Raw genomic sequence first — 20,144 nt, forward strand, 5'->3', positions numbered from 1 at the left:
GCAGCCTCGGTTATCCACAGATCAGCGGTGCGGGGCGGCGTCAGGGGTGACGGCGGAGGCAGGGTTCGGCTCAGCGAACCCCCGCCGACCGTTGGAGGCCGCGATGCCATCCCGTACCTCCGTCCCGCCGCACCGGCGACCACCACTGGTCGTCACGGCCGATGGTGACCTGCTCGACGACCTGCTCCGGCTCGCCGCCGCCGGCGGTGTCGAGGTGGAGGTTGCCGCCGATCCGGCAGCCGCCCGTACCCGTTGGCAGCCGGCCCCGCTGGTGCTCGTCGGCAGCGACCAGGCGCAGCCCTGCCTACGGGCGCGGCTGCCCCGACGGTCCCGACTGGTGCTGGTCGGGCGGGCCAGCGACATGGAGCCCGGATGGCAGGTCGCGGACCTGCTCGGCGCCGAACACGTCGCCATTCTGCCGGCCGCCGAGCCGTGGCTGGTCGACCAGTTCGCCGAATGCGTGGTCGACGGCGCGGCAACGGCTCGGGTCGTCGCCGTGCTGGGCGGCCGAGGCGGTGCCGGGGCGAGCATCCTGGCCGGCGGACTCGCCGTCACCGCCGCTCGGGCCCGGCTGCGTACCCTCCTGCTCGACGCCGACCCGCTCGGTGGCGGTCTCGACCTGGTGCTCGGCTGGGAGCAGTTGGAGGGGCTGCGGTGGCCGGCCCTGACCGGTGCCGACGGGCGGGTGGACGCCCCGGCCCTGGTCCGGGCGCTGCCCAGCCGAGGCGACCTGGTGGTCCTCTCCTGGGACCGGGGCGACCTGCTCGCGGTACCGGCCGAGGCGATGGCGGCCACCCTGGACGCGGCCCGACGTGGCCGGGAGTTCGTGGTGGTCGACCTGCCCCGGCAGCTCGACGACGCGGCCGTCACCGCGCTCCAGGCGGCCGACCGGGTCTTCGTGATGGTGCCGGCCGAGCTGCGGGCGACCGCTGCGGCGGCCCGGGTGGTCGCGGTCGCCGCACCCCACTGTCAGGACCTCTCGGTCATCGTCCGAGGCCCGGCACCTGGGCGGCTGCGCGCGGCCGAGGTGGGCCGGGCACTCGGCCTGCCGGTGGCCGGCACCCTGCGCCCGGAGCCGGCGCTCTGTCGTGGGCTGGAGCGGGGCGAGGCGCCGGCTGCCAGCGGGCGGGGCCCGCTCGCCGAGCTCTGCCAGCGGATCGTCGCCGACCTGACCGGCCAGGCTTCGGTCGGTGCGGCATGACCGGGGAGACGCTCGCCGCCCGGGTGCGGCAGCGCATCGCCGCCGCCGCGACGCCGGTCACCCCGGCCGCGATCGTTTCCGCGGTACGCGCGGAGTCCGAAGCCGCCGTCCTCGGCGACACCGCCCTGCTGCGCATGGCCGACCAGGTACGCGACGACCTGGTGGGTGCCGGCCCGCTCGCCCCCCTGCTCGCGGATCCAGAGGTGACCGACGTGCTGGTAAACGGCAACCGGGTGTGGGTCGATCGTGGGCAGGGGCTGCACCAGGTCCCGGTACCGGTGGGCACCGTGGACGACGTCCGCCGGCTCGCGCAACGACTCACCGCCGGTGCCGGTCGCCGTCTGGACGACGGATCACCGTACGCGGACGCGCGACTCGCCGACGGTACGCGCCTGCACGCCGTACTGCCGCCGGTGGCGACCGACGGGCCGTACCTGTCGTTGCGTACCTTCCGGCAACGTCCCTTCACCCTGGACGAGTTGGTCGCGCAGGGTGCGGTGGCCCGGCCGGTCGCACCGGTGCTCGCTGCGGTGGTGGCGGCCCGGCTCGCGTACCTGGTGATCGGCGGCACCGGTTCCGGCAAGACGACGCTGCTGAACACGCTGCTCGGGTTGGTGCCGGCCACCGAACGGATCGTGCTGGTCGAGGACGCCGCCGAACTGGGTCCGGTGCATCCGCACGTGGTCGGATTGCAGGCCCGCACGGTGAACGTCGAGGGTTCCGGCGCGGTCGGCCTGAGCGAGCTGGTTCGGCAGGCGTTGCGGATGCGTCCGGACCGGCTGGTGGTGGGCGAGTGCCGAGGCGGGGAGGTGGTGGATCTTCTCGCGGCGCTCAACACGGGGCATGACGGTGGTGCCGGGACGCTGCACGCCAATGCGCCGTCGGACGTACCGGCCCGACTGGAGGCGCTCGGCATGCTCGGTGGGTTGCCGCGTCCGGCGTTGCACGCCCAACTGGCCTCGGCCCTCCAGGTGGTGTTCCACATTCGTCGTACGCCGCAGGGGCGGATGCTGGAGTCGATCTGCCTGCTGCTGCCGGAAGGTCCGGAACGACTGGTCACGACGGTCCCCGCCTGGATCCGAGGTGGTGGGATCGGCCTGGCGGCACGGGCGCTGGGCACTCTGATCCGAAGCCGTGACGTGCCGGTGCCACCGATCCTCTGCGAACCGTGGCCCGAATCGGAGCGCCGGTCATGAGCGGCGGGTACGGGTGGACACTGGCGTTGCTGGGGCTGGTGGCCATCGCGGCGTGGCCGATCCGCCGTTGGCTGGTGGCGAGATCCGGTCGGCTCGGCGCCGAGGACCCGCTCGTCGACTGGGTCGTGGCGTTGCGCGCAGCCGAGGATCCGGCGGAGACACCCGAACCCCACCTATCGGTTGCCTGCGTCGCCCAAGGCCGATCCGGCCTGCGTACGCCGGTGATCGATTCCGGCCCGCCGGCCGCCTCCCGTCCGCCGGGTTGGCGAGGTAGCCGCCGCCCACCGGTCCCCGCCTTCGGCGCGGCACCCTCCGGTCCGCGCACACCAGCCCGCACGCTGGGCATTGCAACCGTCAGCTCGGGCAGCTCAGCCCTCGGGTCGGGCAGCTCAGCCCTCGTTGTTGGCACGTCCTCCGCCGCATCCGCCGCACTACTCGGCAGGCCGGTGGCCGATCGGCACACGTCGGCGCAGCGTGGAAATCCGTCGGTGCCAACGTCACCGCCAGCTTGGGCGGTTCGGCCCCGACGCACCCTGTTGCTTACCGTGTTGCTCGGCGCGGGGCTCGGTGGGGTGCTCGCCGGCACGGTGGCGGCGGTCGCGCTCGGTGGATACGGCGCGCTGGGAGCACGGGCGCTGCTGCGGCACGGCGCGGCGGCTCGGGCGACGCAGGACCGCCGCGACCGGTTGGATCAGCTGTGCGCCCTCGCCGCAGACCTCCGGGCTGGGCTGCCGGTCCCGGTGGCCGCCGAACGACTCGGACTCAGCGGTCCGATGGCGTCGATTCCCGCCGAGCCCGCCGAGGCTCGGCCGCACGAGCCCGCACCGGGACCGGACGGGCCGGACGACTCTCACCGGCGCACCGGCACCGATTCGGTCGCCGAGCCCAGCCGAGCTGCCTCGGGGCGGGGTGCGGGCACCGAGACCGGAATACCTTCCGATACTGAGGCGCTGCCGGACCGTCCCGGGCGGTTGGCCCAGGCTGCGGTGCGCCTCGCCGACCGGACCGGCGCACCGCTGGCAGAGTTGGTCGAGCGGATCGAGGCGGACGCCAGGTCGACGGACCGGGGACTGGCTGCGGCGGCGGCTCAGGCGGCCGGGGCACGGGCCACCGCCTGGCTGCTGGCCGCCCTGCCCCTGGGTGGTATCGGCCTCGGCTACGGCATCGGCGTGGACCCGCTCGATGTCCTGCTGCACACGCCGATCGGGGGCGGATGCGCAATCGTCGCCGTCGCCCTTCAGGTGGTCGGGCTGCTCTGGGCGGATCGCCTCGGTGCCGTACCCGCCGGAGTGGGCTGATGTCCGGCCTGACCCTGGCCATCGGCTGCGTCGCCGGTGCCGTGCTGCTCATCGTGCTGGCGGTCAGCCGGCATCGTCCGCAGCGCCGGCTACGCCGGCTGGCGCGCGGCGACCCCGCCACCGCTCTCCGGCCCGGCCGCCGCAGCGGCGCAACCCGTCGACCTGGCCGGTTCGGTGCCGGCGGCGATCAATCGGCCGGCGTGAAGGCTGCGGCCAGCGCGGTGACTGCGGGCGGTTCGGTAGCTGCGGACGGTTCGGTAGCTGCGGACGGTTCGGTAGCTGCCGGTAACGAGCCGTCGGGCAGTTCGGTACGCCGTCGAGTGGACACCATCCGGCTGGCCGCCGGACTGGTTGGGGTGGCCGTGGCCGTACTGATCGAGGGCTGGGCCGGCCTGGTGGCGGCGCTGCCCACCGTGGTGCTGCTGGACCGGTTGCTCCGTCGGATCGAACACCCGGCTGTGCGTACCCGGCGACTGCGGGCCACCGCAGACCTTCCGCTCGCCGCCGACCTGCTGGCGGCGGCGCTGCGAGCAGGTGCGCCGGTGGAGCGTTCGGTGCTCGCGGTGGCCGACGCGCTCGGCGGTCCACTGGCCGAGCAGCTCAACCGGGTCGGCCGGACGCTGCAACTCGGCGGCGTACCGCAGGAGGCATGGGAGCACCTGGCCACGGTGCCGGGCGGGCAGCGCATCGGCACCGCCGCCGTGCGGTCGGCCAGCAGCGGCGCGGCCCTGGCGGGTGCCCTGACCCGGCTCGCCGACGACCTTCGTGCGGACCGGGCCATCGCGGTCGAGGCGGCGGCCCGCCGGGCCGGGGTGTTGATCGTGCTGCCGCTGGGCCTGTGTTTTCTGCCGGCCTTCATTCTCGCCGGTCTGGTGCCGGTGATCGTCGCCGTCCTCGGCGACGTGCTGTGAACCCATCGAGAAAGGACGAACACGTGCGCAGAATTCTCGCCCGCCTTCGCGGGGACGCCGGAATGAACACCGCTGAATACGCTGTCGGGACGCTTGCGGCCGTCGCCTTCGGCGGCATCCTGCTCAAGGTGCTGACCTCCGACAGCGTGCAGTCGGCCCTGGCCGCCGTCATCGACCGGGCGCTGAGTTGACCAGGCGCCGGCTGGCCGGTCGCCGGGTGAGCCGGGCGGGCAGCTGGGTGAGCCGGTCGGGGAAGTCGGCCACCTCGTTCGACCGGGGCTCGTTCACCGCCGAGATGGCGGCCGGCCTGCCGGCGCTGCTGTTGCTCCTGCTCGCCGGTCTGACCGCCGTCAACGCGGTCAGCACCAAGGCGGCCTGCCTGGACGCGGCACGGGAGGCGGCGCTCGCCGCCTCCCGGGGTGGAGACGGCACGCTTGCCGGCAGCCAGCACGCACCGTCGAACGCGGAGGTGGTCGTCGTGCTGGCGGGCGAACGGGTCCGGGCCACGGTGCGGGCACCGGTACGCGTGCTCGGCGGTGACCTGCCGGCGGTCACCGTGACTGGCGTGGCCGTGGCGGTGGCCGAGCCGGGCGCACCGGAGCCGCAGCCATGAGCGCCATCCAAGACGGGGCCGCCGGCCCCACCTCCTTGTGGACGCGGCGACCCGCCAGCCGGCCTCGGCCGGCCAGCCGGCCTCGGCCGGCCAGCCGGCAGCGACCGGCCAGCCGGCAGCGGCCCGCCAGCCGGCAGCGGGAAGGACGGCAGCGGGAAGGACGGCAGCGGGGCCCGGACCGGGAGCGTGGCGGAGCCACCATCTGCCTGCTGGCAGTAGGGCTGGTGTTCGTGCTGAGTGGACTCTTCGGCGCGGGTGTTGGCGCGGCTCGGATGGCCCGCCAGCAGGCCCGGGTAGCCGCCGACTTCGGTGCCCTGGCCGGTGCCGCCCGCGCCCTTCAGGACGAGTCGGCGGTGTGCAACCAGGCCGCCGAGATCGTCGCCGCGAACGGTGCCCGGCTGATCCGGTGTCAGCTCGACGGACTCGACGTCCTGGTCACGGCAGAGCTGACCGTCGAGCCGTTGCCGGGGCTGCGGCGGGTCGCCACGGCAACCTCCCGTGCCGGTCCGCTGCGCGGCTGAGCTCGCCAGTTGCGGCATGTTGCGCCTTTCCGCCACCGGGATAGCTCGAAGGCAGCGCGTGCGGCCACGTGACGAGCGAGCCGCGATGAGCGGGGGCGGCTCGCCCGCCGTGACGGGCGAGCCGCGATGCGCGAGCCGTGACGGGCGGGCCGCCCCGGACCCCGGGTCAGCGGCCCTGGAGGGCATCCAAGGCGATTGCCATGGCGATCACCAGGCGGCGGTCGATCTGCGGGTGCTGGATCTCGACGACGTACCGGTCCCGCAGACCCCACTTCTTGATCACCGAGAAGACCGGCTGGCCGCCCGCGACGAAGTCGAAGTGGTACGGCAGCCAGGACAGCGAGTCGACGAAGCGACGCAGCAGGGCCACCGGCATGCTGCGCTCCTGGCCGGTGACGGCGGGCAGCCCGGCCTGCTCGACGTGCCACGTCGAGCGGAGCAGCGACTGCGCGAAGTCCTTGCGGAACAGGCCGATCGGGTTGCCGGCGTGGTCGGTGACGTCGTACGTGGCGGCGAGGTCGAGCCGCTGCCGAGCCTTGAAGCCGAGCAACGGCTGCTGCTTCGAGTCGTCCGTGTAGATCGTCACCTGTTCCTTGAAGGCGAGCCGCTTCTGCTGGGCGAACGCCAGCAGCCCGCCCTCGGAACCGTCCGATGCGACGCTGTGTACCTCGTACTGGTTGACCATGAACCGGATCCGCTGGCGGATGTGGAACTGGTGCTGGGCCTGCAAGTTATCGAGCTGCATGAAGTCTCCTCAACCGTGGGTGCGCCGGAGTGTCGCACAGCCCGGCAAGCACCAGCGCCCGGGACGGTCGACCAGCCAACCAACCCCGTCAGCGGATGCCGTCGACCGTTGACCGGTGTGTCCAGTTGGTGAGCAGTTGCTGGATGGTGCGGAGCCGTTCGTTGATCTGATCCAGCCGCTCGGCCTGGGCCAGGGTGGCGAGCGCCGCGCCCAGCGCGATCTGCTGGTCGGTGCTGAGTTTCTCCTGGTCGATGTTGTAGAGCAGGTCGACGGTCTCGGCAATGGTGTCGGCCACGGCCCCTCCTCACAGGTATGTGGGCAGAACGAACAGGCATCGATGGAAGCGCTCCCATCAATTCTGCCCGACCGGCTCGCGTTTCATGCCGGTCAGCGGGGCAGGTTCGTCAGCACCACGTCGAGCACCCGGACCGCGTCCGGCTTGGAGAGCGGATTGTTGCCGTTGCCGCACTTCGGCGACTGCACGCAGGACGGGCAACCCGCCTCGCAGCCGCACTCGCTTATCGCGTCGCGGGTGGCCCGCAGCCAGGCGGCGGCCATGCCGTACGCCCGCTCGGCGAAGCCCGCCCCGCCGGAGTGGCCGTCGTAGACGAAGACGGTAGGTGCCTCGGTGTCCGGGTGCAGCGCCGTGGAGAGCCCACCGATGTCCCACCGGTCGCAGGTGGCCACCAGCGGCAGCAGCCCGATCGCAGCGTGCTCGGCGGCGTGCAACGCCCCCGGCACCAGGGCCGGTTCCACACCGGCCGAAGCCAGCGACTCGGGGGAGAGGGTGAACCAGACCGCGACGGTACGCAACTCCCGCGCCGGCAGGTCCAGCGGACGGGTGTCGATCACCTCGCCGGTGGCGATCCGGCGGCGCTGGTACGACACCACCTGATTTGTCACGTCCACCTCGCCCAGGAAGAGCCCGACCGGCCCGGCGTCGACGTACGAGCGCACCGACACCACCGACAGCGAGGTGACGTCCCGGGCGTGGGTGGACCAGTCCGGCTCCTCGGGGTGCACCAGCGCGCAGCCGTCGTCCAGGTCGAGCGCGTCCACCACGTACGACACGCCCTGGTGCAGGTAGACCGCGCCGGGATGGAGTTGGACGTGCGAGGAACCGCCGTCGACGGTGCCGAGCAGCCGACCGGTGGCCGCCTCCACCACGCAGACCGGGGCACCGCCCTCGCCCCGTAGGTCCACCCCGGGGCGCTCCCGGTGTCGCCAGTACCAGCCGGTCGGCCGCTGCCGCAGCGCGCCCGCCTCGACCAGCGCCTCGACCGCCTCCTTCGTGCCGTCGCCGAAGAGTTCCAGGTCGGCCGAGGTCAGCGGGGCCTCGGCCGCCGCGCAGGCCAACTGGGGGCCGAGCACGTACGGGTTGGCCGGGTCGAGCACGGTGGCTTCCACCGGTGCGCCGAACACCGCCTCCGGATGGTGCACCAGATAGGTGTCGAGTGGATCGTCCCGGGCCACCAGCACCGCGAGGGCCTCCTGGCCGGAGCGTCCGGCCCGGCCGGCCTGCTGCCACAGCGAGGCCCGGGTGCCCGGGTACCCACAGATCAGCACCGCGTCCAGCCCGATCAGGTCGACGCCCAGTTCCAGTGCGTTGGTCGAGGCCAGCCCGAGCAGGTCGCCGTGCAGCAGCGCCCGCTCCAGCTCGCGCCGCTCCTCGCGCAGGTACCCGGCCCGGTACGCGGCGACCCGTTCGCCGAGCCCGGGAACCGCCTCGTCCAGGCTGCGCCGGGCACTTGTCGCCACCACCTCGGCACCTCGCCGGGAGCGGACGAAGGCCAGCGTGCGTACCCCGGCGGCGACGGTGTCCGCGAGCAGGTCGGCGGTCTCCCGCAACGCCGACCGGCGGACCTGGGTGAGATCCGCGACCTCTACCGAACCGCCGGCCCCGGACCCCGACACCCTGCCCGGACCGCCGGCCCCGGACCCCTTGCCCGGACCGCCGGCCCCGGACCCCTTGCCCGGACCGCCGGCCCCGGACCCCGACACCCTGCTCGGACGACCGCCGGCCCCGGAGGGCTCGCTGGGCAGCAGTGGCGGCTCCCAGAGCGCGAAGGTGACCCCGGCCCGGGGCGAGGTGTCCTCGGTGACCGCCGCCACCGGCAACCCGATCAGTCGCCCGGCCGCCGCAGCCGGGTCCCCCGAGGTGGCGGAGGCCAGCACGAACGTCGGACCGGCGGCCCGCCCGTAGCGGGCGCACTGGCGGCGCAGCCGGCGCAGCACGTGGGCGACGTGTGATCCGAACACACCCCGGTAGATGTGGCACTCGTCGATCACCACGTGGGTCAGCCGACGCAGGAAGCCGGACCACTGCGCGTGCCCGGGGAGGATGCCGTGGTGCAGCATGTCGGGGTTGGTCAGCACGAACCGGGAGTGCCGCCGGATCCACTCCCGCTCGGCGCGCGGAGTGTCGCCGTCGTAGCAGGCCGGACGTACGCCGTCGAGGTCCAGTGCGGCGACGGCGCGCAGTTGGTCGGCGGCGAGTGCCTTGGTCGGTGCCAGGTAGAGCACGGTGGCGCGGGGGTCGGCGAGCAGGGTGGCGAGCGCGGGCAACTGGTACGCCAGGGACTTGCCGGACGCGGTGCCGGTGGCGACGACCACGTGCTGGCCGTCGTACGCGAGGCTGGCCGCCTCGGCCTGGTGCCGCCACGGCATGGTGACCCCCCGCCGGGCGTACGCGTCACGCAGCTCCGCCGGAGCCCACCGTGGCCAGGGTGCCGGCACCCCGGCCCGGGGTGGCACCCGCTCGACGTGGGTGACCGGGTCGGTGGCGTGCCGTTGCCGCAGCCGGCGCAGCAGCACTTCCGGCGGGACGGCCGGAGCCGCGACCGGTGCCGAGCCCGGTGGCCGTTCGGCGCCACGGCCGGCGGATACGCTGGCTGCCGAGGTCACGTCCTGCACTCTCGCACTGGTGTTCGGAAATCGGAAATCGGCGGGCCGGATGAGATCGGGCCCGCCCCGGTGAGTCGTCGGCCGGAGTCACGGGTAGTGGTTAGATGCCCAAGAAGCTTACCGCTGCGCAAGGAGGGACCGATGGAGCTGTCACTGGCGACCCGCACCGTGGGAGAGCACACGGTGCTCGAGGTCGGCGGTGAGGTGGACGTCTACACCGCCCCTCGGCTGCGCGAGCGGCTGCTGGAGCTGATCGACGGCGGGGCCCGGCATGTGGTGGTGGATCTCGGCCGGGTCGACTTCCTCGACTCCACCGGCCTGGGTGTGCTGGTCGGCGCGCTCAAGCGGCTGCGTACCGCCGGCGGCACCTTCGCCCTGGTCTGCGACAAGGAGCCGCTGCTCAAGATCTTCCGAATCACCGCGTTGGACCAGGTGTTCCCACTACATCCCACGGTCGAAGCGGCGACCGGTGCTGGCGCGTGATGGCCACGGTCCGGCTCTCCTTCTCGCCGGCTCCGGTGCACGTGCGTACCGCCCGCCTGGTCGGGGTGGCGGTCGCCCGGCGGGCCGGGGTTCGCGAGGAACTGCTCGACGAGGTACGCCTGGCCATCGGTGAGGCGTGCACCCGTGCGGTCGCCCTGCATCGCCAGTACGGCCTGACCGAACCGGTGCTGGTCGAGATGTCCGACTCGGGCGCGTACGCGGTGCGGGTGGTGGACCGGGCGCCGATCGAGGCGGGCATCGGTCTCGCCGCGCTCGACGCCGACCAGCTGGCCAACGAGTCGCTGAACGAGGACGATCTCACCACCGGCGTCGGATTCGCGCTGCTCGCCGGCTTCGTCGACGACCTTCAGGTACGGCCGGTCGACGAGGGCGTCGGCACCGAGGTCCGAATGGTGTGGCCGCTGAACCGCTGAATATCGCTCATCATGCCGCCGTTCCCCGTCGGGGTGCGGCGGCATCGTCATGCATGCGCTCCTATATCAGATTTCGGTTCATAACACAGCGATGAAGATCATCGAGACACGGTGCCACCTCCGTGTGACCTCGAACACGCGGGACGGCTAGAGTACGCGGGTTGTCAGCAAGTGATCCATCGGGCTGCCAGCGCAGATGGGCGGCCATCGCTGGCCCGCCGGGTGGTCCGGCGCGCACTTGCGAACTCGCATCCAGGCGCCGGTCGGTGCGTCTCCACCGGCCGGCGCGTTGTTCGGCACAGGAGGACACAGATGTCCGACAGCTTGGCCGCCGAGGGCGGCGGCGCGATCTCCCTGACCGGAGCAAACGTCACGTACGTCGTCATCGCCGCGGTGATCGCGTTGGTCGCGCTCGCCTTCGCCGCTGCGTTGACGAAGGCCGTGCTGGCGGCCGGTAAGGGCACCACAAACATGCAGGAGATCTCCGGGGCCGTCCAGGAGGGCGCCTCGGCCTACCTGCTCCGGCAGTTCCGGACCCTGGCGATCTTCGTGGTGATCGCCGTGGTCCTGCTGTTCCTGCTACCGGTGCACGAAACCGCCGGCAGCGAGACCGCGGTGAAGCTCGGTCGTTCGCTCTTCTTCGTGGTCGGTGCCCTGTTCAGCGCCTTCATCGGCGGCGCCGGCATGTGGCTGGCGACCCGGGCCAACCTGCGGGTGGCCGCCGCCGCCCGGGAGCGTGAAGGCGGCCGGGAGGCGGCCATGAAGATCGCCTTCCGGACCGGTGGTGTGGTCGGCTTCCTCACCGTCGGGCTCGGTCTCTTCGGCGCCGCGCTGGTCGTGCTGATCTTCCGGGGCGACGCGCCGACCGTGCTGGAGGGCTTCGGTTTCGGCGCCGCGCTGCTGGCCATGTTCATGCGGGTCGGCGGCGGCATCTTCACCAAGGCCGCCGACGTCGGCGCCGACCTGGTCGGCAAGGTCGAGCAGGGCATCCCCGAGGACGACCCGCGCAACGCCGCCACCATCGCCGACAACGTGGGCGACAACGTCGGTGACTGCGCCGGCATGGCCGCCGACCTGTTCGAGTCGTACGCGGTCACCCTGGTCGCCGCGCTGATCCTGGGCCGGGCCGCGTTCGGCACCGACGGCCTGGTGCTCCCGCTGATCATCTCCACGATCGGTGTGGTGGTCGCCATCATCGGTGTCTTCATCACCAGGCTGCGCGCCTCGGACCGCAACGGCCTGACCGCGATCAACCGGGCCTTCTACCTCTCCGCGTTGATCTCGGCGGTGCTGGTCGCGGTGGCCTCGTTCGCCTACCTCCAGCCCTCCTGGGCCGCGCAGCTCGGCGACGGCTGGCGGGAGAGCCTGGGTGTGGACGGCGGCGACCCGCCGTTCGGCCCGCGCGGAGTGGTCATCGGCGCAGTCGTCATCGGCATCGTGCTGGCCGCCGCGATCCAGGCGCTGACCGGCTACTTCACCGAGACCAACCGGCGCCCGGTGCAGGACATCGGCAAGAGCTCGCAGACCGGCCCGGCCACCGTCATCCTCGCCGGCATCAGCGTCGGCCTGGAGTCGGCGGTCTACTCGGCGCTGCTGATCGCCGCAGGTGTCTTCGGTGCCTTCCTGCTCGGCGGCGGCTCGATCACCCTCTCGCTGTTCGCGGTGGCGCTGGCCGGTACCGGTCTGCTCACCACCGTCGGTGTGATCGTCGCGATGGACACCTTCGGGCCGATCTCCGACAACGCCCAGGGCGTGGCCGAGATGTCCGGTGACATCGACGAGCACGGCGCGCGGACGCTTACCGAGCTGGACGCGGTCGGCAACACCACCAAGGCGATCACCAAGGGCATCGCGATCGCGACCGCGGTGCTGGCGGCGACCGCGCTCTTCGGCTCGTACACCGACACGCTGCGCATCGCGTACGCCGACGCCGGGGTCACCGACGTCAGCGCCGAGATCCTCAACGCGCTGAACGTGGCCAACCCGCAGAACCTGGTCGGTCTGATCATCGGTGCGGCGGTGGTGTTCCTCTTCTCCGGTCTGGCCATCAACGCGGTCTCCCGCTCGGCCGGTGCCGTGGTGATGGAGGTTCGCCGGCAGTTCCGTGAGCTGCCCGGGATCATGGACGGCACCCAGCGCCCGGAGTACGGCAAGGTCGTCGACATCTGCACCCGGGACGCGCAGCGTGAACTGCTGACCCCCGGCCTGCTGGCGATCCTGGCGCCGATCGCGGTCGGCTTCGGCCTCGGGCCCGGTGCGCTGGCGTCGTATCTGGCCGGTGCGATCGGTGCCGGCACGCTGATGGCGGTCTTCCTGGCCAACTCCGGTGGCGCCTGGGACAACAGCAAGAAGATGGTCGAGGACGGCGCGTACGGCGGCAAGGGCTCCGAGGCGCACGCCGCGACCGTCATCGGCGACACCGTCGGTGACCCGTTCAAGGACACCGCCGGCCCGGCGATCAACCCGCTGCTCAAGGTGATGAACCTGGTGTCGTTGCTGATCGCCCCGGCCGTGGTGGCCTGGAGCATCGGCGACGACCGCAATGTCGGCCTGCGGGTCACCATCGCGGTGGTGGCCACGCTGATCGTCGTCGCGGCGGTGGTGTTCAGCAAGCGCAAGAGCGTCGTGATGGGCGAGGACGACTCCGGCAACGGTTCCGGCACTGCGGACCCGCGCCCGGAGGCGATCAAGGCCTGATCCTCCGGTCACGTCCCACGGTCCCCGGTCGGCGGCAGCGTCGGCCGGGGACCGTCGTGCCGGTCGAGGTGGTCCGCCTGACCGGTGCCGGCGCGTGACGGAGCACGTACGCTGCAACGCATGCGTACGTGCCGGGCGGCGGCCGGAAAGCTCACTGTGGTCCTGGTCACGCTGACCGTGCTGGCCGGCTGCGGGTCCAGCGGCCCCAGCCCGCAGGCCTGGGCGGCGTCGGTGTGCTCGGCGCTGACCCCGTGGCGGTCCGAGATCAGCAAGCTGACCAGCAGCACGAACGAGCAGATGACCGCGCAGACCACTCCCGCGCAGGCCAAGGAGAACTTGGTCCGCCTCTTCGGCGGGGCCGAGCAGGCCAGCGAGGATGCCCGGCGCAAGGTCGAGCAGGCGGGGGTGCCGAAGGTCGAGCGGGGCGAGGAGATCTCGGCCAGCTTCCGGGCCTCGCTGGCCTCGATGCGCGACGCCTACGGCCGGGCCCGGACCACCATCGACGGCCTGAGCACCGGCGAGGCGACGGTGTTCTACGACGGGGTGCAGGCCGCGGTGGAGACCCTCAAGCAGGAGTACGACGCCAGCACGCTGGACACCAGCGAGCTGAACTCCGAGGAACTGAAGCGCGCCTTCGACGAGGTACCCGAATGCCGTTGAGCGGTTCCGGTGAGCCACCGGCGGCGCAACCGCTGCCGGTGTCGTTCCCGGTGCCCGACCCGGCCCTGCCGATGCCCCGCCGACGCGGTCCCGACGTCGAGCGGGTGGCGGTGGACGACCGGCAACTCGTCTTCTTCGGGGCGGAGACCGGTGAGCCCGCCGTCACCGACCTCGCCGGGCTGCTCGCCGGGCCGGGCGAGGTGCATCGGATGGGAGGCACGGCCCGGCTGTCGGTGGTGGTGGATGCCGGGTGGCGGGTGCACGTGCTGGTCGCCGAGTTGGCCCAGCGGGGCGTACGGGTGACCTGGGCGCCCACCGAGGACAACCGGTACGCCGTGCGGACCGCGTACGCCCGGACGCTCGTGCCGCTCGCGGCGGCCTGGTTGCGTGGTGCGACGCAGCATCCGCCCGCCGGCCTGCACCTGGACGGCCGACGGCTGCGGCTCTGGCTGGCCGCGGCCGGGGTGGCCGACCCGCCGGACTTCCTGCTGTATCTCGGCGGCACCGACCCGGTGCGCTGGACGGTGGTCGGTGGCGCCCTGATCGCGGCCGGATTGATCGGGGAACTGGTCGAGCCCGACGCGGGTGGTCCGGCGTACCGGATCACCGGTCGGCGCGGCACCCAGCGGCTGGCCGAGCTGGTCGGCGACCGGCCGTCCGCCGCGCCACCGGCGGCCTGGCCGACCCGCGACTGATCGGGGCGGGAAGAGCGTCAGCTGTCCGATGCGAGACAGCCGCGTGTCGGGGAACACAGCGAGAATCGGCCAGGTTCTACCTCCACCGACGGGCTGCCAGGGTCACAGTCGTCCGCTGGATGCCCTACCCACGGTGTACGGTGACGCCGTCCGGCGCGAGCACAGATCGTTCCGCACGGATCGCCGTTCGCGAAACCCGAAACACGGACGGCGCGTTACGTTGGACATCCGGACCGCTGGGTACCGGTGGGTCGAGTGCGCCCCGAACCCGGGTCGGATGTGACCGCGAGCAGGAAAGAGGTCGAAACAGACGTGCCAAGCAACGCTGGAACCACCCGCCTGGTCATCGTCGAGTCCCCGGCGAAGGCCAAGACGATCTCGGGCTACCTCGGCCCGGGGTACGTCGTGGAGGCCAGCTTCGGGCACGTCCGCGACCTGCCGCGCAACGCCGCCGACGTCCCGGCCCGCTACAAGGGCGAGCCCTGGGCCCGGCTCGGCGTCGACGTCGACAACGGCTTCCACGCCCTCTACGTCGTCTCCGCCGACCGCAAGCAGCAGATCAGCAAGCTGACCAAGCTGGCCAAGGAGGTCGACGAGATCCTCCTCGCCACGGACGAGGACCGCGAGGGCGAGGCGATCGCCTGGCACCTGGTGGAGACGCTCAAGCCGAAGGTGCCGGTCCGGCGGATGGTCTTCCACGAGATCACCAAGCCGGCCATCCAGGCGGCGGTGGCCAACCCGCGCGACATCGACCGGGACCTGGTCGATGCCCAGGAGGCCCGGCGCATCCTGGACCGGCTGTACGGCTACGAGGTCTCCCCGGTGCTGTGGAAGAAGGTCATGCCGAAGCTCTCGGCGGGCCGGGTGCAGTCCGTGGCGACCCGGATCGTGGTCGAGCGCGAGCGGCAGCGGATGGCGTTCCGCACCGCCGAGTACTGGGACATCCTGGCCACCCTGGCGGTGGCGAAGCCGGGCGAGGGGCCGCGCACCTTCAACGCCACCCTGGTCGCCCTGAACGGCGACCGGATCGCCACCGGCAAGGACTTCGAACCGACCACCGGCAAGGTGCGCGCCGGAGCGGGCGTGGTGCACCTCGACTCCGGCGGGGCCCGAGGGCTCGCCGCCCGGCTCGAAGGGCGGCCGTTCGCCGTCACCCGGGTCGAGGAGAAGCCCTACCGCCGCCGCCCGTACGCGCCGTTCATCACCTCCACCCTTCAGCAGGAGGCGGCCCGCAAGCTGCGGTTCTCGTCGCAGCAGACGATGCGCACCGCGCAGCGCCTCTACGAGAACGGCTACATCACCTACATGCGTACCGACTCGGTGAACCTGTCGGAAACCGCCATCGCGGCGGCCCGCCGGCAGATCGTCGAGCTGTACGGCGAGCGCAGCGTCCCGCCGGAGCCGCGCCGCTACACCGGCAAGGTGAAGAACGCGCAGGAGGCGCACGAGGCGATCCGCCCGGCGGGGGACAACTTCCGCACCCCGGGCGACGTGGCCAAGGAACTGTCCGGCGAGGAGTTCAAGCTCTACGAGCTGATCTGGCGGCGTACCATCGCCTCGCAGATGACCGACGCGGTCGGCTCCAGCGTCTCGGTGCGGATCCGAGCCACCACCTCTGGTGGCGAGGAGGCGGACTTCGGCGCCACCGGCAAGACCATCACCGACCCGGGCTTCCTGCGCGCGTACGTCGAGTCCAGCGACGACGAGAACGCCGAGGCCGAGGATGCCGAGCGGCGGCTGCCCAACCTGGTCAAGGACCAGCCGCTCACCGCCGACGAGCTGACCGCGCAGGGCCACCACACCCAGCCGCCCGCCCGCTACACCGAGGCGTCGCTGGTCAAGGCGCTTGAGGAGCTGGGCATCGGCCGCCCCTCCACGTACGCCTCGATCATGCAGACCATCCAGGACCGGGGGTACGTGGTCAAGCGTGGCCAGGCGATGATCCCGTCGTTCCTGGCGTTCGCGGTGATCGGGCTGCTGGAGCGGCACTACCCGCGCCTGATCGACTACGACTTCACCGCCAGCATGGAGAACGAGCTGGACGAGATCGCCGGGGGCGACCACGCGGCGGTGGACTTCCTGACCGCGTTCTACTTCGGCACCACGAACGGCGCCGGCGACCAGGACATCGCCCGCTCCGGCGGGCTGAAGAAGCTGGTCACCGAGAACCTCAGCGACATCGACGCGCGCAGCGTCAACTCGATCCCGCTGTTCACCGACGACGAGGGGCGCGAGGTGGTGGTGCGGGTCGGCCGGTACGGGCCGTACCTCCAGCGCCGGGTGCCCGGCGAGGAGCCGGCGCCCGCCGGTGAGGGCGAGGAGGGCGGCACCCCGGGTGACCGGGCACCGATCCCCGAGGGCCTGGCGCCGGACGAGCTGACCCCGGAGAAGGTGCACGAGCTGTTCCTCGGCGGCGGGGGCGAGCGCAAGCTCGGCGACGACCCGGCGACCGGGGAACCGATCCTGCTCAAGTCCGGCCGGTTCGGCCCGTACGTGGCAAGCGGCGAGCGCAAGTCCTCGCTGCTGCGCTCGCAGTCGCCGGACTCGCTCACCTTCGACGAGGCGCTCAAGCTGCTCAGCCTGCCCCGCCTGGTCGGGGTGGGTCCGGACGGCGCCGAGGTGGTCGCCAACAACGGCCGCTACGGCCCGTACGTCAAGCGTGGTGACGAGTTCCGCTCGCTGGACTCGGAAGAGAAGCTGTTCACCGTCACGCTTGACGAGGCGCTGGCCCTGCTGGCCGCCCCGAAGACCCGCCAGCGCCGGGCCGCCGCCCCGCCGCTGCGGGAGATGGGTGCCGACCCGCTTACCGAGAAGCCGCTGGTCATCAAGGACGGCCGGTTTGGCCCGTACGTCACCGACGGGGAGACCAACGCATCGCTGCGGCGCGGCCAGACCCCGGAGGCGCTGACCCTGGAGGAGGCCTCCGAGATGCTCGCCGAGAAGCGGGCGAAGGGGCCGGCTCCCAAGAAGAAGGCCACCAAGAAGGCCGCCACCAAGAAGACCCCCGCCAAGGCCACCAAGGCCACCAAGTCCACCGCCACCAAGGCCACCAAGTCCACCGCCACCAAGGCCGCTAAGGCCACCAAGGCCGCAAAGGCCACCGCCACCAAGGCGACCCCGGCAAAGGCCGCAAAGTCCACCTGACCTAACCAGATCTTGGTCCGAAACCGCCCCTCTGGGGGCAGGTACTGACCAAGATCTGCGGCGTCAGGGCCGCCAGCCAGCCGCCGACAGGGCCGAGCGGAGTTGGCTGATCACCTCAGTGGGAGCGTGGCGGATGGCCCAGGCGGGGAAGCGGAGTACCCGGTCACCGCTCTGCCACAGGTCGTTCTGCCGGCGCATGTCCGCCCACGCCGTGGCGGGGTCGAGATGCTGGCCGCCGTCGATCTCCACGTGCACCCGCCACTGCTCGAACAGCGCATCCAGGTAGCGCCGCCTCCCGGCGGCGTCCCGGCGGACCGCCTGCCGGGTCGGCTCGGGCAGCCCGGCGCGCCGGAGGAGCGCGAGGAAATCCAGCTCCGGCAGGGAGTGCGCGCCACCCGCCGCGTCGGTTGCGGTCCGTCGGATCAGGCTGCGCCGACGTGCGCGTGGCAGGCGATCGAGTACGCGCTGCACGCCGTCACCGCCCACCAGGCGCTGCTGGAAGCCGGCCGCGATGATGGCACACGCCTCATGGTCACTGGCCGCCCACTGCGCCGCGTCCACGATCGACCGGGCGGGCATCGTCCGACGCGGCTGCCCCACGTCGAGGATGTCCTCGTCGGCCAGGATGGTGGTGCGGTGTATCCGGACCTCGGGCGGTATCGAACGGGGCCGGTGACTCGCCGGCACGAGCAGGTGCACGAGCCCGTCGTCGTGCCTGCGTAGGCCCCAGGCTCGGGCCGCACTCAACCCGCCCAGCACCGCGGTCGGCCCGACGGACAGGACGGCGATCCACGGCAGCTGCGCGGTCGTCACCGGCCCGTTGTGCGTCACGTAGACCGTCCGGTGCACCTGACGCCAGCGGCCCGACTCGACGCGGTGCCGGATCGCCTTCGGCGACAGGTGTCGGCGGGCCTGGTCGAGGCTGAGCACCTGCTCCTGGTGGAACAACACCCAGGTCAACTCGTCCGCGTCAGCCGCCGGCAGGGCAGTCTCCCACCCCGGCCGGGATACCAACTCCCGCACCCGCCCCGACGAGCCCCCGCCCCCGACGCCGCCACCCCGCCCCCGACTCCGCACACCCCCACCCTGCCGCCCGCAGCTCTCCGCCCGCTGCCCCTGTGGACAGCCAAGAGATCTTGGTCCGAAACCGCCCCTCTGGGGGCAGGTTCTGACCAAGATCTGGGCGGGTCAGCCGAGGAGGTGGGTGAGGTGGGGGGTGGCGAGGACGTGGTAAGGGTCCAGGCGGGTGCGGAGAAGTTGGAAGTCGGGCCAGTGGGGGTAGGCGGGCGCCAGAGAGGCGGCGTCCCGCCAGTGCAGCTTGCCCCAGTGCGGGCGACCGCCCAGCCCGGTCGCCACCTCCTCGAAGGCCCGGAAGTACGGCTCGTAGGGCATGCCGACGTACTGGTGCAGGGCGACGTACGCCGAGTCGCGCCCGTACGAGTGGGACAGCCAGATCTCATCGGCCGCAGTGAATCGCACCTCGGCCGGGAATAGCACCTTGAACGGCAGCCGGTCGACGATCCGGCGCAGCGCGTCGAGCGCTTCGGGCAGGGTCTCGCGCGGTAGCGCGTACTCCATCTCCAGGAAGCGGACCCGGCGCGGGCTGCAAAATACCGCGTCGGAGCGGCCCGTGTAGACACGTTCGCTGAGCGCCCGCGCGGAGAGGGCGCTGATTCCCGGCGCGAGGGCCGGTGCCGCGCGGCCGAGTCGGCAGGCTCCGGCGAAGACGGTGTTGGCCAGGAAGTCGTCGTCCAGCCAGCCGCGCCAGCGGGACAGTGGGCGGTCGTCGACGGGGACCCGGTCGTTGACCTTGAGCTGCACCCGTTCGGTGTAGGGGAACCAGAAGAATTCCACGTGGTCGTGCTCGTCGACCAGGCCGGGCAAGTCGGCCAGCGCGGCGTCCAGCGCCGCCGGGCGCTCGTGGGCCCGCAGCACGAAGGCGTCCACGCAGCGCAGCGTCACCTCGACCAGTACGCCGAGTGCGCCGAGGGAGACCCGGGCCGCGTCGAAGACGTCGGGGCGTTCCTCGGCGGAGCAGCGCAGTACCTCGCCGGCCCCGGTGACCAGGGTCAGCGCCTCGACGAAGGTGGCCAGGTTGCCGTAGGCCGCGCCGGTGCCGTGGGTGCCGGTGGAGATCGCACCGGCCACCGTCTGCGCGTCGATGTCGCCGAGGTTAGGCAGCGCCAGGCGGTGACTGGCGAGTAGGACATTGAGCTGCCGCAGGGTCATTCCGGACGGTACGGTGACGAGGCGCCGATCGATGTCTACGCGTACGTCGGTGGCGAGCCGAGTCAACTCCATCCGCCGCCCGTCGCTGACCGCGACGGGGGTGAAGGAGTGGCCAGTGCCGACCGGGCGGATCCGCTCACCGGTCTCGGCGGCCGAGCGGACCTGTTCGGCGACCTCGGCGATCGAGGCGGGCCGCAGCACTGCGGTCGCCCGGCTGTGTTGATTGCCGGCCCAGTTGGACCAGGCGGCGGCATCGGCGGGTGCGGTTGCGGCCATCGGCACTCCTCGAAGTGAATATGAACCGAATTCATATCAGGAACGTTGTCCCTGGTAAACACCGCAATAGAGGTCCGCTCGTTGTACCGGTAGTCACGAAGTCGTGACTTGGAGATATGTTCATCCGTCGAGAGGGG

17 protein-coding genes and 1 pseudogene are annotated in these 20,144 nt (G+C 72.2%); 13 read left to right on the forward strand and 5 right to left on the reverse strand.

Translation table 11 applies throughout. The features are described 5' to 3' along the window. The first annotated feature begins 103 nt into the window (after window positions 1–103). The 7 genes and pseudogenes from ssd (at window position 104) to QQG74_RS02130 (ending at window position 5,740) form a co-directional block, all read left to right on the forward strand. Window positions 104–1,201, forward strand: a complete 1,098-nt coding sequence (ssd, locus tag QQG74_RS02100) for a septum site-determining protein Ssd (RefSeq protein WP_341718599.1) — start codon at window positions 104–106, stop codon at window positions 1,199–1,201. Further along, the gene (locus tag QQG74_RS02105; RefSeq protein WP_341718600.1) at window positions 1,198–2,397 is read left to right on the forward strand and encodes a TadA family conjugal transfer-associated ATPase; all 1,200 of its coding nucleotides are present in this window, start codon (window positions 1,198–1,200) and stop codon (window positions 2,395–2,397) included. Before ssd ends, QQG74_RS02105 begins: the two co-directional genes overlap by 4 nt. A gap of 977 nt (window positions 2,398–3,374) precedes the next feature. Then, a pseudogene (locus QQG74_RS02110) lies at window positions 3,375–3,695 on the forward strand (hypothetical protein); the annotation flags it as partial. Between the two features lie 320 nt (window positions 3,696–4,015). After that, complete coding sequence (locus QQG74_RS02115) at window positions 4,016–4,606, forward strand: type II secretion system F family protein (protein WP_341721106.1); 591 nt, start codon at window positions 4,016–4,018, stop codon at window positions 4,604–4,606. Window positions 4,607–4,668: 62 nt separating this feature from the next. After that, window positions 4,669–4,797 carry a DUF4244 domain-containing protein gene (locus tag QQG74_RS02120; protein ID WP_229705779.1) on the forward strand — a complete coding sequence of 43 codons (129 nt, stop codon included), beginning with the start codon at window positions 4,669–4,671 and terminating at the stop codon, window positions 4,795–4,797. Between the two features lie 47 nt (window positions 4,798–4,844). Continuing rightward, window positions 4,845–5,219, forward strand: coding sequence for a TadE family type IV pilus minor pilin (locus tag QQG74_RS02125; protein WP_341721107.1), 375 nt, complete (start codon window positions 4,845–4,847; stop codon window positions 5,217–5,219). Then, window positions 5,216–5,740 (forward strand): Rv3654c family TadE-like protein, encoded by a 525-nt coding sequence (locus QQG74_RS02130; protein WP_341718601.1) that lies wholly within the window; start codon window positions 5,216–5,218, stop codon window positions 5,738–5,740. The genes QQG74_RS02125 and QQG74_RS02130 overlap by 4 nt, the downstream gene beginning before the upstream one ends. A gap of 166 nt (window positions 5,741–5,906) precedes the next feature. Here QQG74_RS02130 and QQG74_RS02135 read toward each other — a convergent pair whose 3' ends face one another. The 3 genes from QQG74_RS02135 to QQG74_RS02145 form a co-directional block, all read right to left on the reverse strand. Beyond that, window positions 5,907–6,485, reverse strand: a complete 579-nt coding sequence (locus tag QQG74_RS02135) for a hypothetical protein (RefSeq protein ID WP_341718602.1) — start codon at window positions 6,483–6,485, stop codon at window positions 5,907–5,909. 88 nt (window positions 6,486–6,573) lie between these two features. Further along, window positions 6,574–6,780 carry a hypothetical protein gene (locus tag QQG74_RS02140; protein WP_341718603.1) on the reverse strand — a complete coding sequence of 69 codons (207 nt, stop codon included), beginning with the start codon at window positions 6,778–6,780 and terminating at the stop codon, window positions 6,574–6,576. Window positions 6,781–6,872: 92 nt separating this feature from the next. Beyond that, window positions 6,873–9,389, reverse strand: coding sequence for a DEAD/DEAH box helicase (locus QQG74_RS02145; RefSeq protein WP_341718604.1), 2,517 nt, complete (start codon window positions 9,387–9,389; stop codon window positions 6,873–6,875). A 141-nt stretch (window positions 9,390–9,530) separates the two neighbouring features. Between QQG74_RS02145 and QQG74_RS02150 the strand changes: the two genes are divergently transcribed. The 6 genes from QQG74_RS02150 to topA all read left to right on the forward strand — a co-directional run bounded on the left by QQG74_RS02150 (window position 9,531) and on the right by topA (window position 17,502). Beyond that, window positions 9,531–9,872 (forward strand): STAS domain-containing protein, encoded by a 342-nt coding sequence (locus QQG74_RS02150; protein ID WP_341718605.1) that lies wholly within the window; start codon window positions 9,531–9,533, stop codon window positions 9,870–9,872. Then, on the forward strand, window positions 9,872–10,306 hold the full coding sequence (locus QQG74_RS02155) for an ATP-binding protein (RefSeq protein WP_341721108.1): 435 nt from the start codon (window positions 9,872–9,874) through the stop codon (window positions 10,304–10,306). Before QQG74_RS02150 ends, QQG74_RS02155 begins: the two co-directional genes overlap by 1 nt. 312 nt (window positions 10,307–10,618) lie before the next feature. After that, window positions 10,619–13,003 carry a sodium-translocating pyrophosphatase gene (locus QQG74_RS02160; RefSeq protein ID WP_341718606.1) on the forward strand — a complete coding sequence of 795 codons (2,385 nt, stop codon included), beginning with the start codon at window positions 10,619–10,621 and terminating at the stop codon, window positions 13,001–13,003. 120 nt (window positions 13,004–13,123) lie between these two features. Further along, window positions 13,124–13,663, forward strand: coding sequence for a hypothetical protein (locus tag QQG74_RS02165; protein ID WP_341718607.1), 540 nt, complete (start codon window positions 13,124–13,126; stop codon window positions 13,661–13,663). Beyond that, window positions 13,654–14,358, forward strand: a complete 705-nt coding sequence (locus tag QQG74_RS02170; protein ID WP_341718608.1) for a hypothetical protein — start codon at window positions 13,654–13,656, stop codon at window positions 14,356–14,358. The genes QQG74_RS02165 and QQG74_RS02170 overlap by 10 nt, the downstream gene beginning before the upstream one ends. 312 nt (window positions 14,359–14,670) lie before the next feature. Next, window positions 14,671–17,502 carry a type I DNA topoisomerase gene (topA, locus tag QQG74_RS02175; RefSeq protein WP_341718609.1) on the forward strand — a complete coding sequence of 944 codons (2,832 nt, stop codon included), beginning with the start codon at window positions 14,671–14,673 and terminating at the stop codon, window positions 17,500–17,502. Window positions 17,503–17,565: 63 nt separating this feature from the next. On the opposite strand, the gene QQG74_RS02180 is transcribed toward topA, so the two are convergent. Then, complete coding sequence (locus tag QQG74_RS02180) at window positions 17,566–18,525, reverse strand: DUF559 domain-containing protein (RefSeq protein ID WP_341718610.1); 960 nt, start codon at window positions 18,523–18,525, stop codon at window positions 17,566–17,568. A gap of 165 nt (window positions 18,526–18,690) precedes the next feature. After that, window positions 18,691–20,007, reverse strand: a complete 1,317-nt coding sequence (locus tag QQG74_RS02185; RefSeq protein WP_341718611.1) for a D-arabinono-1,4-lactone oxidase — start codon at window positions 20,005–20,007, stop codon at window positions 18,691–18,693. Window positions 20,008–20,144: the final 137 nt, after the last annotated feature.

The sequence above is a fragment of the Micromonospora sp. FIMYZ51 genome (assembly GCF_038246755.1).
Taxonomy (GTDB): domain Bacteria; phylum Actinomycetota; class Actinomycetes; order Mycobacteriales; family Micromonosporaceae; genus Micromonospora.